Origin of the sequence: Hungatella effluvii (assembly GCF_003201875.1) — a bacterium.
GTDB classification, from domain to species: Bacteria; Bacillota; Clostridia; order Lachnospirales; family Lachnospiraceae; genus Hungatella; species Hungatella effluvii.
In genome coordinates, this window is sequence record NZ_QJKD01000003.1 from 259663 (window position 1) to 275877 (window position 16215).

A 16215-nucleotide genomic window follows, 5' to 3' on the forward strand; every position below is an offset into this window, starting at 1 on the left:
AGTTTTTACCTCATATTTTTAAATGGTTCATCACTACCGCATTCCTGGCTCAGCGGAAACAGTTCCTGTTCAATCATCTCTTTAAATGAAACATAATAATTTTCAAAGCATTCAAAACACGCCGCATTCTTCGTGCAGTGAAGGCATTCAAAAGATTTCAGGGAGTCATATTTGTTCAATATAAAGCAGCACAGCTGATGGTATGCGCCGCCTAACAGCCAGGTATTGACCCGGAGCAAATCACGCAGGATCTCCTCCTTTGCCTCAATGTCCGCAGGCGTGTAAAGGGGGATAAAGATACTCGGATGAATATAACTGTTGGATCCGCTCTCCACCTGGTCGATTTTAGCCATCTTCTCATCATCAGTAATCCGGCCTAAGCCATGATCTTTTGCGATATCCCTCTTGCTGATAATCGTAAAATCACCTTTAAACGCATATTTCTTATAAAGATCGTCGTATCGGTTATTCTTTTTATCATTCATGTACAGCAGAACGGATATATAATTCTCAGCGTTAATCAAATTAAACATGTCAAAAAACGCTTCCACGGAGTTCCTGGTATTTCTCCTGACCGGCAGGAAGCCGAAGCAATCCACGTCTACATTGTTCTCTCTCAGATATTTCATATTTGCCTGGAAATTATCTTTTATTAAATAAAACAGCAGATAAATCTCCTCCCGCAATACATCCGGATACAGCTTCGCCGTCTTCATAACGGCAAAATCCAGATAGTTCATCAGGTTATATTCATCATAAAATACCGGATTAAAAACGTGCATGGAATCCTCCTGTTGTGGACGATATGGTTAATTATACCATATATATCCATTTTATGGTTACAAATATGTGCGGTAATGTATAAAAGTGTGCACAAATGTTATTTTTACGTTCTGAATCTGTTCCCTCACCCTATATTATCTGCCGCCTGTATAAAAATATAGCGACAAATTATGTAAAATAGGAATCGACAATTCAAACAGGAATGCATATACTGTACTAATAACGTTCATGAGGTGACCCATGCCAGGCGGATGGTCTTATCAGTCATATCTTACGCCATATGACTCCTTTATATTTTTTAACGCAATCGGAAGACATAACGATTTCTTCTATACTCCCATAGCCGTAGCAACGCAGGTAGTAAATGGAACCAATTACAAATTCATGACAATCGCAGAACCACAGACGGAAGATTTAAACCCACAGTTTGCTGTCGTAGATATTTATCAGCCACTTAACGGTGAACCGTATGTGACCAGTATAACCATGCTCTAGTTTTTCATAACTGGAGCATTCCTCTTATCCTGAATGGTATACTCAGAACCACCAAAATAAAAAATGCCGGAATCCTCTAAAAAAGGATTTCCGGTATTTTTTATTTGTATATTCAGACAGTAACTTTTATTCAGAAGCCTAACACTCATTCCTCTGCAACACCCAACCCGCCGCATACGAATCCGCTTCCGCCGGATACCGGTATTCCATCCGATCTGCTGTTTCCACGGCAACATCCCGGAACAGATCCATGGTCGAAGAAAGCGCCCGTTCTGCATCACCTGTTTCATAATAAGAATAGCAGGACGAAAGCCGCTCTACAATCCAGTCCCCGGCCCATTCATCAAAGAAACGCCCGCCATGCCAGGTATCGTAATCCGGCCCGTTTATCGCGTGGGCGTGACATTCGACAATCTTAAAAAGAAGGCCTTTCATATAGTTATCAATACAGCTTTTGGCCATCCACAGTTCTCCGCGGAGCAGTTTTTTCTTCGCCCACACGGCGTGATACCAGAAATCATTCACAATATTTGTATAGTCCCGTTCCGATAAAATTACAGGAACCGGTTTATCATCGGCAAGCGGCAAAGCTTCGGCTCCAATCCCGATTTTATCGATTAAAACGCGGTATCCCCGCTTCAGAATATCCAGTTCCTTATTCTTCACTGCATACTCCAGGCGCTCACGGGAAAGTATTACAAAGTCAACATCCAGCGCCTCCTCAAACAACACCCGTTTTTCATCGTCGCCATTCACAGTTCGCTCGTTGAACGTAATATAATACATTCCGATCGCCTCCAGCCACTCATTGGAATCCATAAAATAGCTGGGGTCATCCACCACAATGATGACATCGAGATCGGAAAATTCATCCGCCGGATGATCTGTTCTCGCCTGAGAACCAATCATCAGCGCCAAATACACCCGCACATCGCAGTTTCCCCATTGAATCAGCTTTTCAATTAAACCATTGTATCTGCCGGTCCGTTCCTGAATGTCCCCATTGCATTCTTTTTTTCTCAACTCTGATTCCCCCATCTTTTCGCATATTATTTTTTCACATTGCAATTTCAGTCAAATTCTCTTCCACAATCCGTATATCTTATCCTCTCACTACACATCCTAACCAGGAGGTGATGAACATGTCCTATATTGCTCCCGCCGTCCAGGCCAAATTCGAGACACTTTCCATCGATTTGAAAAATGAAATCCTGGATCGGAACGTGCAGATTAACACGATCTACGATCTTATCAACGTTCTGCAGGAAATCGTGAACGAAGGTCAGTAATCATGTGATCCGCACCCAGAATCCGGACCGGAACCCGATAAGCAGTTATCGGCTCCGGTCCGATTTTTTTGTTTTGCCAAATCTATCTCAAGAATAGCACAAAACAGGAGGGCTGGCAAGATTTATAAAATCGTCTTGACATTACACAATATGTAACGTTATAATAAAAGTATAGCATAATACAAAAAGCACATATACGAAAGGAAAAACGACACCGCCCCGCACCATCGGAAGATTCTGATTCTCCCTGTCTGCAAAAAGCGGTCTGCCGTAAAGGAGGATCTTATGTCAGAACGGAAAATGATAACACTCGCCACCCGGAAACAAATGGATATCTATATGAACCCGCAGCGTCAGCGCCTTCTAAGGGCCCTGGAAGTGAGCGGTGTTCCCATGACGCCCAAGCAGTTGTCGGACGTATTAAAGATATCGGCATCTTCCGTCTCCCTTCATATCAGGAAGCTGGAGGAACTGGGTCTTGTGGCGCTGGACCACACGGAGTCGATCCATGGAATCCAGGCGAAATTCTATCAAAAGCTCCCTGTTTCCGTCTCCCTGGGCGGGAATCGGGAGGATGATTTGAAGGAAGAACGTACCTGTTTGTCAGACTATCTAATAACTGAACTATGGAATGGCTTTAAAGACCGCTTAAATCGGGTGAAAGATAAAACAGATGCGATGACGACCGGAGACTTTACCTGCGGAGTCGTCCACTTGAATAAAAAAGACGCAGACGAATTGTATCATTTGATACTCGACTTCACCGAGACGCATGAGGCACCGGGCGAAGACACAATTCCCTGGGAATATGGCCTGGTGGTCTTTCCTCACAGCCCGCTTCCGGAAGAAAAGGGGGAATAACCATGAAACGAAGCCATATCCTGTTATTTGGGGCAGACGCCTTCGGTACTGGTCTTCTCACCCCGGTATTATCCCTCGTACTGCTGAACCACGGAGCTGTTATGGAAAACCTGTCACTGTTCATCGGAATTTTTGCCATCATGGTCGTCGTACTGGAACTGCCCAGCGGAATTCTGGCAGATTTGATCGGAAGAAAACGCATTTTCCTGATATCTGTCTGTTTCACAATGGCACAATATGCACTACTGCTGTTCAGCAGCCATTTTCTCATGCTGGCCACCGCATGCGCCCTGCGTGGAATTGGCCGCGCCTTCAGTTCCGGCTCCATCGAGGCTCTGGAGATAGAAAACTATCTCCGGGAACAGGACGGCCGGAATCTGGAAAAGCTCAGCAGCAGCATGGCTGTAACCGAGAGCATCGGCATGGCCCTGGGCTCCATAATCGGCGGGGTTCTGGGATTCCTGGACAGTTCCTATAGCCTTCTCATAATTCTTGCGTTCGCCCTGCAGGTGCTCATCCTGTTTCTGGCTGTCTGCTTTGTGAAAGAACCCGCCCGCGAAAGAAATCCGTTTTCTCCTGCCCGCCAGCTTAAGGAGCTGCTCCGGGGCCTGTATCACTCCCTCCGGCACAGCCTTTCGGTCATCACTATTGTTCTGATGTCGGCCTCCTACGGAATGCTTCTCTGTACCGTTGAAGTCTACTGGCAGCCAACGCTTAAGACATTTCTCCCCGAACAGCTGGGATGGATCTTTGGCGTGGTCACCTGTCTGGGCTATCTGGGCGTCACGATCGGCAGCAAAGCGGCAGAGGCCGTCATGCAGTCCCAAAAAACAGTTCTCACACCGGAAAAAAGCTGGCGTATATACTGGATCCTGCGTTTTTTTTTCGTTCTCAGCGTCGCCGTCCTGGGCTTTGCCCGCCGGATCTGGCTCTTTCTGGCTCTCTTCGTCCTGGTCTACGTGGTGCTGGGTGCTGGAAATTTAATTGAAAATACACTCTTCCATAAAGCAGTCTCAAGCGGCCAGCGTGCAAGCATGATGTCAGTTTTGTCCCTGTCCCTGCGCGCCGGCGGACTTGGCACCTCCGTATTGGGAAGCCTGATTGTCAGCAGCCTTTCCCTGTCCTTTGTCTGGCTCCTGCTGCCGCTGTTTTCAGCCGTTGTCACAGGCTGCATCATGGCTTTTCACTATCGTGCCAGGTTGGACTGCTGAGATTGCCTGCCCGTTTATCAGTACTACATCACCCCGGTTTCCTCCAACTTGCGCTCGAAGAAATCGTTCATCCTGATCACCTGTTTTCGCAGAACCACGCCCACAAACAGGGAGATGGGCAGATATAAGAGAACCTTTGCCATATCCTCGCGGTAGGCATTTCCGTAGATACCGCCGACGCACTCCCTCATGGCGTTAATGGCGTGTGTAAACGGCAGCATCGGATTGACCATACGGAAGAAATGCGGCGTCACCTCGATAGGGAAGGTTCCCCCTGCGCCGGCCACCTGAATAACGAGCAGGACGACCGCCAGGGCCTTCCCCACATCGCCGAAGGAGATGGTGAGCGTGTAGATGATATTGACAAACACCACGCTCGCCAGAACCGCCGCCAGCACGAATTTCGCCGGCTCCAGGCACTGGATCTTCAGCAGGCAGAGGTCTCCCAGCGCCACGATAAGCGCCTGCGCCACACCGAACACCATGAAAATGAAGTACCTTCCAAAGTATTTTTCATACGCCTTTCCGCCATGAATTTTCTCGTCCTCCACGACGCGGCACTTCAAAACAGCCACCAGGACCAGACCGCCCACCCATATGGCGAGAATCGTGTAAAATGGTGTCATGGCCGAACCGTAATTTTCAATGGGATAAATCTGATTTTCCTCCAGATTCACCGGGGATGACAGGAAATCCCCCATGGTCTCCGGATCATTTTTCATGATCTCCACAATCTTGGCCAGCCGCTCGCTTTCCTCCACGGATTCCACCTCATCGATGATGCGGTCCAGTTTTTCCTCACCGGCCGCGATCATGGACTCAGTCTGGTCCAGCGTCTCGATCAGACTGTCAAAGGAACCCGTGGTCTGAGTCAGGGTACCGTCAATCTGCGGCAGAAGTCCGTTGATGCCGACTGCGTAATCGGACGCAGCGGAAATGCTGTCATAAAGACTGTCCAGTCCTGCCGTCAGGGCCGGTTTCACCTGGCTGTGATATTGATCCGTAATCCGCGACCCCTGATCCATCATCTCATCCAGTGATTTCCTGATCTCCTGTCTGGCGTCCTCCGGAAGCTTCCCCGTCCTTAAGACCGTGTCCTCCGCCGTCTCTATCATATGTATCATATTTTTCTGCCTGTCGATCTGGCTGGTAATCATATCGGACAGCACTCCCAGAACCTTTCCCGGTCCGGGAATCTTCTCCTTTAAATTGTTCACCAGATCGAAAAGCTTCTGGTTCACATTCAGCAGTGTATTTAATACGTCAGAGGCCTTGTTTAATTCCCCTGCTGCCGCGTTCGTATCGCGGTCCCAGCGGTCAATAGCATCGCGGACCGAGCGGTCCACAGAGTCCATCAGGCCATCTTCGATGTCCAGTACATTTCCCACGCTGTCCGTCATGGTGTCGGACAAATCCTCTGAAGTGCGGATGAGACGGCTGGCCTCCGCTCCCGTGTCCTGCCCCGACTTAAGCAGCTCCTTGGAATCCGGAAGCATTGCCTGAACACTGCTTAAAAGACCTTTTCCCGCGGTCAGAGACGATTTTAATGCGCCGACCGAGCTGCCCATCAGAACCAGGTCATTTCTGGCATCCTTCATGGAGGACACCATCTCATCCGCCAGATCCTCCGTCTTCCCTTCCACCGTACCGTAGGTGACGTGAAATGCTTTTCCCAGTGCTTCAGAGGAAGCGCTGATCAGGGATTCATTCACCTGCTGCTGGATGGTGCTGACGCCCTTATCCGTTATTTTCGTGGCAATTGCATTTTTCTTTTCATTCACATAGTACTGAAGCGTCGGCTTCTGAACGTTCGACGTAAAGATGCTGGCCGTCTTCTCGCTGAAGTCCTCCGGAATGATGACACAGGCATAATAACGGCCCGCCTTCACGCCCTCCACCGCCTGTTCCTCATCCACAAACTGCCATCCAATCTGATCATTTTCATGGAGATTGGAAATAATCATGTCACCGATGTTTACGGTGGTGTCCAGCTGTTCGATCCGTGTTCCCTGATCCAGACTGGCCACAGCCACCCGGAGCCCCTTCGTATTGCCGTAAGGATCCCAGTTCGCCGCGATGTTGAACCATGCATACAGCGACGGCAGTATCATGATTCCCAGTGCTACGATAACCGCCACCGGATTTTTTCCTATGTTCTTTATATCTCTGAGAAATATGGCCCATATCTGCTTCATCTTTCCAAGCCTCCTTGTTTTGCCCTGAAGTGTGTTTAGAAGTGTGTTTATCTTTTTAAACGTAATGGATTATAGCGGTGTGGAATTTAAAAGTCAATAGGCAGATTGGGGGATGTGTCGTATTCCGTTACCATTCACGGCCCCGTCTGTCCGGCCTGCTCCCACTGGTTACGCGGCCTTTCCAGTTCCGGTTTCGGGGATAAGCACTTCTAAACGTGCAGAATTTTTCTAAAAACCAGGGGAAATCCCCAAACTCGCTGCGCTCAAACAGGTGAGGATTTCCCCTGAACGAAAAACTCTGCGCGTTAAGAATTGCTAATCTCCTGCAAAGTCACAGGAAAGGCCACGTAACCAGTGGGAGCAGGCCGGACAGACGGGGCCGTGAATGGTAACTGTATTCCTGTTTCAGAAGAAAATCGTAGAAGAAAAAAATCCCCGCCGCACATTCCGATCTGCGCGGCGGAGATTCTTTTCTCTGCTTTTTTATCTGCTTTTTATTTCTGTTTATGTATCATTTTTCTTTTTATTCTATTCGTTCTAACGCTGTTTTTCTTCCGTAGTCACACCATGAATCAGAGCGTGTTTAAAAAGTGCTCTAACGCATCATCATGAAAGGAAAATTCTGTCCGTTCATGCCGCTGTTCTGATTTCCGCCGCAGCTCTGGCCGCTGGTGCAGTTCTGGTTGCCGGAGCAGCTCTGACCGAAGCCGCAGGATCCGTTATCTGCACAACCCTGACCGTAGCCGCAGGATCCGTTGTCCGCACATCCCTGGCCGTAACCGCAGGATCCATTACCCGCTAAGTTCTGACCGAGACCGCAGCCCAAGCTGCCTCTGCTGCCCGTACCCGCGCCCAGCTGATTTAACATATTTGCCAAATTGCCGGTCTGTCCGCTGCAGTTAGTCATATAACCATTCATACCATTGCCGCCTCCAACTACCTGAAAGGTCGCTGCGTGAGCCGTCATCGGTACACTGGCGATGCTCAGTGCGGTTGCTGCTGCCAGAACATATAATGGTAACTTTCTCATGATAAAGTCCTCCTTGTATATTACAAAATTGTTACATTTCTGTTACAAAATGTATCATAACATACCGGTACCTCTTTATCACTAGGAGAAAAATGGCAATTTCCCCGCTTACTCTGCCAGTTCCAGTTCATCCATGGCGAGCTTTAAGGCTCCCATAATTCCCTGATTATCATTCAGGCTTGGAAGAACAATGTAGCTGTCCAAATCCTCCAGTTCCTTTGTCTGGATATAGCCGTTTAGCTGGCGTTTCACTTCTTCTCTCACCAACGGCATCATGTGCTCCTGATGCATAACGCCTCCGCCCAGAATAATTCTTTGAGGAGACAGAATCACGATGTAGTCCACGATGGCCTGGCCGATGTAGAAGGCCTCCATCTCCCATACTTCCTTCCTGTCTGCAAGCTCGATTCCTTTCTTGCCCCAGCGCTCTTCAATGGCTGGTCCCGCAGCCAGACCTTCCAGACAGTTTCTGTGATACGGGCATTTTCCCGCATACGTGTCGTCCGGATGTTTTGCTAAAAGCACATGGCCGCCTTCCGGATGAAGCATGCCGTGAAGCAGCTTTCCGTTGGAAATGATTCCGGCGCCCACTCCGGTTCCGATGGTAAAGTACACGCTGTTTTCCAGCCCCTTTGTGATGCCCCAGGTCGCCTCACCCAGCGCAGAACCGTTCACATCCGTGTCGAAGCCAACCGGTACACCCAGCGCCTCCTGGAACGCGCCTACTATATTATAATTGGCCCATTTAAGCTTTGGTGTCGTGGTAATGTATCCGTAGGTCTCCGACTTTCTGTTTAAATCGATCGGACCGAAACAGCCGATTCCCAGCGCTTCGATCTCCTTGTCCTTAAAATATGCAATCAGCTTCGGCATCGTAATCTCCGGTGTCTCCGTCGGAATCGAAACCCGCTCAAATATCTCACCCTGTTCGTTGCCGATGGCACAAACCATCTTAGTCCCGCCTGCCTCTAATGCTCCAAGTCTCATTTCATTACTCCTCCTGTCTGTATTCTTCCTTTATCTGAATCCCGATGTGCCGCAGCTTCCTACAGAGTCCCTGACTCCGGATTGGAACAGATCACCGACATCTTTCCTTCAAATCTCAATTCTCCCGCTCCTGCCGGAACGATAAAATGCTGTCCCGTCTCCAGCGGAATTCCGTTTACATAGCCTTTGCCGCTGATCACGCTGACATTGGCAAAAAACCGGCTGAATTCCCTGGTAAACACGCCGTCGATCTCATACTTGTCCACAGAATAGAACGGACACGTAATGAGGTGCGTGTGCACAGCCCCCGGTATCTTTTCCGTAAAGGTATCACAGAAGGCCTCTTTAAACGGCGCCTCGATGGTCGCAATGCTCTGTTCCACGTGCAGCTGCCTCGGTTTTCCATCGGACAGTCTGTCATAGTCGTAGACACGGTATGTAATATCGCTGCTCTGCTGGGTCTCCAGAATCAGAGTCCCGCCCTTGATGGCATGGACACATCCCGGATTGATCTGGAAGAAGTCGCCCTTCTTCACCGGGACCTTGCGGATAAATTCGTCCCACTGATGGCCGCGGATCATGGCTTCCATCTCCTCATGGCTCCCTGCATGGTGGCCGATGACAATCTCCGTCCCCGGGTCACAGTCCAGAATATACCAGCACTCTGTCTTTCCCAGCGATCCGTCCTCATGAACCTTCGCATACTCGTCATCCGGATGGACCTGAATGCTTAAATCCGCCTTTGCATCAATAATCTTGACGAGAAGAGGGAACTGATCTCCCGGATAATTTCCAAAAAGCTCCGGCTTCTCTTCCCACAGGCTGCTCAGCAGCCGTCCGTCATACATACCGCCGGCGATCCGGCAGTCTCCATTCTTGTGGGCGCTCACAGCCCAGCATTCGCCTGTCGTATCACTTGGAATCTCATAGCCGAACACGTCGCGAAGCTTCGTGCCCCCCCATATTGCTTCCTTGAACACAGGCTCCATAAACAGCAGTTCCATATGTTTTCCTCCTTATTATGACTCATTATACCACCCCTCAATGGTGTCTGTCATAGTACCATTTTACTCGAATAAAGGAAAAAGGGAAAGAGGAAATTTCAAATATCGTGAAGGAATTGCGTTACAGTTTACTCCCCACCAGGGGCACCGCAGTCTGGTTCGGCCGTGCAGGCTTCCTCAGCCTTTCCAGTTCCGGTTTCGGGCATAAGAAGTTCTAAACGTGCAGAATTTTTCTAAAAACCAGGTAAAATTCCCAAACTCGCTGCGCTCAGACAGGTGGGAATTTCACCTGAACGAAAAATTTTGCGCGTCAAGAACTTCTAAATACCCTGCAAAGTCACTGGAAAAGCTGAGGAAGCCTGCACGGCCGAACCGGACCGCGGTGCCCCTGGTGGGGAGTAAACTGTAACGGAATTGCAACAGTTCAGACGGCTCATCTTCTTGACCGAAAAATCCGGTCAAGAAGCATCGGATATCCATCCGATGTAAAAATCAGTGCAAAAACGGTCTTATAAGCAAGCTTAACGCCCGCCTTTGCACTGATTTTTCCGCCGTCTGAACTGTTACAAGAAATTGACAAATAAGGTACGCAGCCCCTGGCGGGATTGCGTACCTTATATTTGCACTTCATTTTCTCCTGCTTATTGCAGCCTCTTACTTCCCGTAAACTTCAATCTGCGTCAGCGCCGGGAACGGAGACGGATCATCCGCCTTGATCAAATTGCTGAGTTTCATCCAGGTAATTCCCTTTTTCTCAATTCTGAACTCATGAGGCTTCACGCTCTTTTCCATATCCACCACTTCCGTGGTGCCGTCGGAAAAGGTAAATGTCGCCTTTACCCACCAGTTATCATGAGGGAAATCGGCTCTCGTGACGAGAACAATCCTGTCAAAATCTACGGGGCGGCCGAATTCCAGGGTCATCTCCGCATCATCCTGACGGTTAATTCCCCAGGACTCATACGGCCATTCACCGTGAGATTCGTTGGAAACCACGCCGTCAATGGCATTGCGCGCTGCGAACACCGCTTCGCCGCGTGTCTCCACATTCGCATACACATGGGGATAACATCCCGGATCGCCGTGCTGATCCATCACGTTCTTCGCAAGATTGCGGTAAGCCGCGGTCTCATACGCCTCTGCTGTTCTCATGGTCAGATAGTGTTTCTCCCCGGCAAATGATTTGGGATTATAGGAAACCTTCTTCTCATCAAATGGGATCCCATAAACCACTTCCGGCTTCGTGATATAAACAAGCGCCTCGTCCATGGTGTCATCCACACGAACCACGTAGTGCTGGTTCACTGCGTCTGTCGTAAATGTGATGGTATCTCCTTCGCAGTACGCTCCCTCGTAAAGGAGAACGGCCCGTTCCTCACCGCAGACAGAGCTTTTTACCGCGCCATTTTCATCTTTTATGGTAATCGATACTTTCGCCATCGTCTATTCCTCCTGTTCAAAATAATCTTTATATTCCACATCGATCTGGTGTTTCATGCGTTTCATGCTGTAATAGAGATGTTCCTTCAGGGAACGCTCCAGCCCGGCAATATCCTTTTTCTCCAGCAGCTCAAAGAGCTCCGTATGCTCCCGTATGATCCTGGTAAAATCCGTCTCTGTTACGAAATCCAGCATACGGAACCGGGTATAGTGAAGCTGCTGCGCCTGAATCATATCCCAGAGCTTCATCTTGTCCGTGGCCCGGAACCAGATGGCGTGCATCTCCGCATCCATGCGGTAGAACTGTTCCGGTTCGAATCCCTTTTCCTGAATGAGGGCCTGCTGCTTTCTGATCATATAGCGGACCTCCTCCATCCACAGCGGAGTCGCAATGTCCACAAAATCCCGCATGACCATGGTCTCCACAGCCACACGCATATAGATCATCTGTTTGATATTGCTCAAATTTAAAAGCGTTACCTGAGTGCCGGAATAGGGCACGGAAATGACGAACCCCTGCTCCTGCAGTCTTCTGACCGCTTCTCTCACAGGCGTCCTCGAAACGCCGAAACGCTCGCAGATCTCATTCTCACTGATCATCTGCCCCGGTTTCAGCTCCAGGTCCAGTATCTCCCGCTTTAACGTCTCAAAAACGAGCTCCCCGCGGTTTTTATAGGCTTTCGTCTTCTCTTCCATGGCACCTCTCCGTCATCATTTCTAAAAAACATGCCATGAGCTCTGCCGGAAACAGAATCATGGCATGAATATTCGTTCTTTTATAACCAGGCTTAAGTACACCGGGTGCTCATAGTATAGCATAACCTTTCTTTGCGGTCAATTGTCGGCTATGCAGCATTACAGTTCCCGCCGGTCCCTGTTTCCAGTCATTTACTGCGGCTGCTTGCCGATATAAGCCAGGATACCGCCGTCTACGTAGAGAACGTGTCCGTTGATGAAATCAGATGCATCGGAAGCTAAGAATACTGCCGGTGCAGCAAGGTCTTCCGCTTCTCCCCAGCGTCCTGCCGGTGTCTTGGAAATGATAAACTGGTCAAATGGATGTCTGGAGCCATCCGGCTGTGCCTCACGTAACGGAGCAGTCTGAGGAGTTGCTATGTAACCAGGTCCAATGCCGTTACACTGAATGTTGAATTCACCGTATTCAGACGCAATATTCCTGGTCAGCATCTTTAAGCCGCCCTTTGCCGCCGCATAAGCGGATACAGTCTCACGTCCAAGCTCAGACATCATGGAGCAGATGTTGATGATCTTGCCGTGACCCTTCTTGATCATAGACGGAATAACTGCCTTGGATACGATAAATGGAGCATTTAAATCAACGTCAATCACCTGTCTGAACTGCTCAGCGGTCATATCGCACATCGGGATACGCTTGATAATACCGGCATTGTTCACAAGAATATCAATCACGCCGACTTCGCTCTCGATACGGGCTACCATCTCATTCACAGCAGCCTCATTGGTTACGTCACATACGTAGCCGTGAGCATCGATTCCCTCTTCTTTATAGGAAGCAATTCCCTTATCTACTAATTCCTGCTTGATATCGTTAAACACGATCGTTGCGCCGGCTGCAGCCATTCCCTTTGCCATTGCAAAACCAATTCCGTAGGAAGCACCTGTAATCAGTGCAACTTTTCCGTCCAGCGAAAACTTGTCTGTTAAGTAATCCATGTTCATGATTTGTTTCTCCTTTACTTATTTCTTTTTTGGTCTGGTCAGTTATTCCGTCATCCCGGTCTGTTTTTCTAAATGTATTCAAATCTTTAAATTTGTATACAACCTCAATGACTTGTATATAGACTAGCACAATGTATTCAGTTTTACAATGTGCAATATCACCAAACTATATTCCCTTTTTATGTCATTATTTTTTCTTTCCCGGATTATCGGCTCTTGAATACCTGAGTGTGTCTGAAAATTGTTTATCGTCAGCTGTAAGTCATACGTTGTGGGAGATTGAGTCCCGATGAAGGAGGCACAGCGGGCTATGCTGACTGAATAGAGGCTCAATATGCTGCGGAGCGGAGCGGGCAGCGGGTGGAATGGATTTTCAGATATGCGCAGGGAAAACACAGGAAAAAAGCTTCTATGAAACGGCTCATTTCTGCGTTTCATAAAAGCTTTTCTGTTTTTGGCTTTTGGCTTTTCTTTTTTCTTTTTACTGTTTACTGTTTCCACCGGCACTCAACGTGCCGGCGGATCTTATCGTGTCAACGAATATCCATTTTTACGAGGTGATTAGCGGCAGCCACATCCGCATCCGCCTTCAGCAGCGGTGCCAGGAGCCGTAATCGGCATTACGTTGTTATTATTGCCAGCCCAGAAGCCATCTCTAAAGCCGGTCTCATAACCTGCGTTAAAGCCTGCAGCATAGCCGCGGCGGAACTGGCAGTTAGCCCAGTCATTCGGTCTGCATGAGCAGGAATTATTATTGTTATTATTGTTATTTCCGCATCCGCAGCTCCAGGAACCGCATCCACAATTACATCCACAATTTACATTACATCTATTATTACAACAACACATATGATTGATCTCCTTTAATTTATCAGGTTTGTACTATATCATATGCGAATATACTAAAGATGTGCATAATCGGAAACTTCACTGCTGCTTACAGGATAGCCAAAACTCAGACACGGAACATGATTCTGTTTTTGAATTCCTGTGCCTTCCCCTCGTTCCAGTCGTGAACCGGTCTGTAATAACCGGCAATTCTGCTGTAGACCGCGGCGCGGCCCCCGCATTTGGGACACACGTTCTGCCTTCCCGGCAGATATCCGCAGGACTGGCAGATGGAGTAGATCGGCGACAGCGTATAATAAGGAATATCATGACCGGTCGTTATATCGTGCAGCAGATCCCGCGCCTTCTTCCAGTCATCAAACTCGCGTTCCATATAAACATGGAACACGGTTCCTGCCGTATAAAGCGGCTGCAGCTGATCCTGATTCGCCAGAGCTTCTTCCAGGGAACCATCGTAGTCCGCAGGCAGCTTCGTGCTGTTCGTATAATACGGCGCATCTCCTTCGTGACCCGCCGTCCTGATTCCAGGAAATTTTTCCTTATCCAGCATGGCGAAACGGTAGGTAGCCGACTCAGCCGGCGTCGCCTCAAGACCGTAGAGATCCCCGTATTCCAGCTGGTATCCCACGATCTTTTCCTTCATATGATTTAACATGGCAGCGGCAAACTGCCTCGTCTTCTCCGATTCCATGCCCTCTCCCAGCCACGGTGCATTCAGACCGGCCTCATTCATCCCGATAATGCCGATGGACGAAAGATGGTTGCTGAAATCAGACAAATAGCAGGCCGTATATGGGTACAGGCCGTTCTTCAGCAGATTGGAGATCACTTCACGCTTCGTCCGCAGGGAACGCGCCGCCAGATCCATCTTCTCATCCAGTTTCTCATAGAATTCCGCCTCGTTCTTCGACTGATACGCAATCCTCGGCAAATTGATCGTAACCACGCCGATCGATCCCGTATGTTCCCCATATCCGAAGAAACCGCCTGCTTTGCTGCGCAGCTTATGTAAATCAGGAGTTACCCCGTCATAGGAAATTCTCACATCTCCCGGTGTCAGTCCGCTGCGGACGTAATTTGTAAAATACGGCGTACCGTAATGAGAAGCCAGCGAAAACAAAAGCCGGTTTCTCTCATTATCAGACCAGTCAAAGTCCGGAGTCAGCCCATAGGACGGGATCGGATACTGAAAACCAAGTCCGCTGGCATCGCCCTCCAGCATAGTCTCCAGAAATGCCCGGTCCACCATATCCAGTTCCGCCTGGCACTCCCCATAGGTGAAATCCATCTCCTGTCCACCCACGATGGCCTTCTGCGATGCCATATCCTCCGGAACCATCAAATCCAGGGAAATATGGGAAAATGGTGCCTGAGTCCCCCATCTACTCGGCGTATTTACGCCAAAGACAAATGCCTCCATACACTTTTTCACCCGGTCATACGAGAGGTTGTCCGCCTTGACAAAGGGCGCCAGATACGTATCAAAAGAGGAAAATGACTGGGATGCCGCCCATTCATTCTGCATAATCCCCAGGAAATTGACCATCTGATTGCAGAGCGTGGCCAGATGCTTTGCCGGAGCTGCCGTAATCTTTCCGGTAATTCCGCCGAGCCCGTCCATCAGAAGCCTCTTTAAAGACCATCCACAGCTATAACCGGTCAGCATGGACAGGTCATGAATATGAAGATCACCATTGATATAAGCCTCGGCGATTTCTTTATCATAGATTTCCGTCAGCCAGTAATTGGTCGTAACCGCGCCTGAGTTATTTAAAATCAGACCGCCCACGGAGTATGTGACCGTAGAATTCTCCTTCACCCGCCAGTCTTCCACCTTCACATAGTTGTCCACCACATCTTTATAATCCAGCGTTGTCTTACCGAGATTCCTGATCTTCTCCCGCTGCTTCCTGTATAATATGTATGCCTTCGCCACGTCCGTATAGCCGGCTTCCTCCAGCACCTTCTCCACGCTGTCCTGGATATCCTCGACCGCAATCTGGTCGCCCTTCATCTTCCCTTGAAAATCAGACGTCACTCTGATCGACAGCAGTTCCACAATATCTTCCGTATAAAATTTCCCCGTTGCCTTAAACGCCTTCCTTATAGCTTCGGAGATCTTTTCCAGATGAAATTCTACGATTGCCCCATCACGTTTTGCTACTAAAATCATGCCTGTCCCCTCTTTCCTTATGTCTCATTTGCTCTTACAATACTCTTACAAATATACCAGATTTCCCGCGAAGTCACAACATACAATAAGCCGAAATACTGTATACACAATATCTTGAGTAAAGGTTTCAACTGCTATCCTGATACTTGTCCCAATTCAAATGTACACATTTTTTTCATAATTTCATCAAAAATTCT

The 16215-nt window shown here is 48.7% G+C and carries 14 protein-coding genes; 4 read left to right on the forward strand and 10 right to left on the reverse strand.

Translation table 11 applies throughout. From position 1 onward, the window contains the following. Positions 1-5: 5 nt before the first annotated feature. A complete protein-coding gene (locus DFR60_RS07080; RefSeq protein ID WP_110322268.1) occupies positions 6-782 on the reverse strand; it encodes a hypothetical protein in 777 nt (258 codons plus the stop codon). A gap of 241 nt (positions 783-1023) precedes the next feature. On the opposite strand from DFR60_RS07080, the gene DFR60_RS07085 reads away from it, so the two are divergent. Next, positions 1024-1278, forward strand: coding sequence for a hypothetical protein (locus DFR60_RS07085; protein WP_002603026.1), 255 nt, complete (start codon positions 1024-1026; stop codon positions 1276-1278). Between the two features lie 138 nt (positions 1279-1416). On the opposite strand, the gene DFR60_RS07090 is transcribed toward DFR60_RS07085, so the two are convergent. Then, a complete protein-coding gene (locus DFR60_RS07090; protein WP_110322269.1) occupies positions 1417-2301 on the reverse strand; it encodes an aminoglycoside 6-adenylyltransferase in 885 nt (294 codons plus the stop codon). A 119-nt stretch (positions 2302-2420) separates the two neighbouring features. Here DFR60_RS07090 and DFR60_RS30285 point away from each other — a divergent pair, with 119 nt between their 5' ends. From DFR60_RS30285 to DFR60_RS07100, 3 genes are all read left to right on the forward strand, one after another. Next, positions 2421-2567, forward strand: coding sequence for a hypothetical protein (locus DFR60_RS30285; protein ID WP_002603024.1), 147 nt, complete (start codon positions 2421-2423; stop codon positions 2565-2567). A 285-nt stretch (positions 2568-2852) separates the two neighbouring features. Continuing rightward, positions 2853-3428 (forward strand): winged helix-turn-helix domain-containing protein, encoded by a 576-nt coding sequence (locus tag DFR60_RS07095; protein WP_110322270.1) that lies wholly within the window; start codon positions 2853-2855, stop codon positions 3426-3428. Between the two features lie 2 nt (positions 3429-3430). Next, complete coding sequence (locus DFR60_RS07100; RefSeq protein ID WP_110322271.1) at positions 3431-4639, forward strand: MFS transporter; 1209 nt, start codon at positions 3431-3433, stop codon at positions 4637-4639. Positions 4640-4662: 23 nt separating this feature from the next. Here the strand turns inward: DFR60_RS07100 and DFR60_RS07105 are convergent, their stop codons facing one another. From DFR60_RS07105 to DFR60_RS07150, 8 genes are all read right to left on the reverse strand, one after another. Then, entirely contained in the window at positions 4663-6834 is a 2172-nt protein-coding gene (locus DFR60_RS07105) for a YhgE/Pip domain-containing protein (RefSeq protein ID WP_110322272.1), read from the reverse strand. Positions 6835-7429: 595 nt separating this feature from the next. Continuing rightward, positions 7430-7864, reverse strand: coding sequence for a surface protein (locus tag DFR60_RS07110; protein ID WP_110322273.1), 435 nt, complete (start codon positions 7862-7864; stop codon positions 7430-7432). A gap of 108 nt (positions 7865-7972) precedes the next feature. Continuing rightward, the gene (locus tag DFR60_RS07115; protein ID WP_025531936.1) at positions 7973-8851 is read right to left on the reverse strand and encodes an ROK family protein; all 879 of its coding nucleotides are present in this window, start codon (positions 8849-8851) and stop codon (positions 7973-7975) included. Positions 8852-8910: 59 nt separating this feature from the next. Further along, the gene (gene manA / locus DFR60_RS07120) at positions 8911-9855 is read right to left on the reverse strand and encodes a mannose-6-phosphate isomerase, class I (RefSeq protein WP_110322274.1); all 945 of its coding nucleotides are present in this window, start codon (positions 9853-9855) and stop codon (positions 8911-8913) included. Between the two features lie 654 nt (positions 9856-10509). Next, positions 10510-11295, reverse strand: a complete 786-nt coding sequence (locus DFR60_RS07130) for a carbohydrate-binding protein (protein ID WP_110322276.1) — start codon at positions 11293-11295, stop codon at positions 10510-10512. Between the two features lie 3 nt (positions 11296-11298). Further along, positions 11299-11991, reverse strand: coding sequence for a GntR family transcriptional regulator (locus DFR60_RS07135; RefSeq protein WP_002603016.1), 693 nt, complete (start codon positions 11989-11991; stop codon positions 11299-11301). 192 nt (positions 11992-12183) lie between these two features. After that, a complete protein-coding gene (locus tag DFR60_RS07140; RefSeq protein WP_025531934.1) occupies positions 12184-12990 on the reverse strand; it encodes a gluconate 5-dehydrogenase in 807 nt (268 codons plus the stop codon). A 961-nt stretch (positions 12991-13951) separates the two neighbouring features. Beyond that, the gene (locus tag DFR60_RS07150) at positions 13952-16018 is read right to left on the reverse strand and encodes a ribonucleoside triphosphate reductase (RefSeq protein WP_110322277.1); all 2067 of its coding nucleotides are present in this window, start codon (positions 16016-16018) and stop codon (positions 13952-13954) included. Positions 16019-16215 lie beyond the last annotated feature (197 nt).

Bases quoted from the DNA above. Each gene is read 5' to 3' on its own strand.
- DFR60_RS07140 (WP_025531934.1), bottom strand. From the start codon at position 12,990: ATGGATTACTTAACAGACAAGTTTTCGCTGGACGGAAAAGTTGCACTG.
- DFR60_RS07105 (WP_110322272.1), bottom strand. From the start codon at position 6,834: ATGAAGCAGATATGGGCCATATTTCTCAGAGATATAAAGAACATAGGA.
- DFR60_RS07080 (WP_110322268.1), bottom strand. From the start codon at position 782: ATGCACGTTTTTAATCCGGTATTTTATGATGAATATAACCTGATGAAC.
- DFR60_RS07115 (WP_025531936.1), bottom strand. From the start codon at position 8,851: ATGAGACTTGGAGCATTAGAGGCAGGCGGGACTAAGATGGTTTGTGCC.
- DFR60_RS07100 (WP_110322271.1), top strand. From the start codon at position 3,431: ATGAAACGAAGCCATATCCTGTTATTTGGGGCAGACGCCTTCGGTACT.
- manA (WP_110322274.1), bottom strand. From the start codon at position 9,855: ATGGAACTGCTGTTTATGGAGCCTGTGTTCAAGGAAGCAATATGGGGG.
- DFR60_RS07130 (WP_110322276.1), bottom strand. From the start codon at position 11,295: ATGGCGAAAGTATCGATTACCATAAAAGATGAAAATGGCGCGGTAAAA.
- DFR60_RS07110 (WP_110322273.1), bottom strand. From the start codon at position 7,864: ATGAGAAAGTTACCATTATATGTTCTGGCAGCAGCAACCGCACTGAGC.
- DFR60_RS30285 (WP_002603024.1), top strand. From the start codon at position 2,421: ATGTCCTATATTGCTCCCGCCGTCCAGGCCAAATTCGAGACACTTTCC.
- DFR60_RS07150 (WP_110322277.1), bottom strand. From the start codon at position 16,018: ATGATTTTAGTAGCAAAACGTGATGGGGCAATCGTAGAATTTCATCTG.
- DFR60_RS07095 (WP_110322270.1), top strand. From the start codon at position 2,853: ATGTCAGAACGGAAAATGATAACACTCGCCACCCGGAAACAAATGGAT.
- DFR60_RS07085 (WP_002603026.1), top strand. From the start codon at position 1,024: ATGCCAGGCGGATGGTCTTATCAGTCATATCTTACGCCATATGACTCC.
- DFR60_RS07135 (WP_002603016.1), bottom strand. From the start codon at position 11,991: ATGGAAGAGAAGACGAAAGCCTATAAAAACCGCGGGGAGCTCGTTTTT.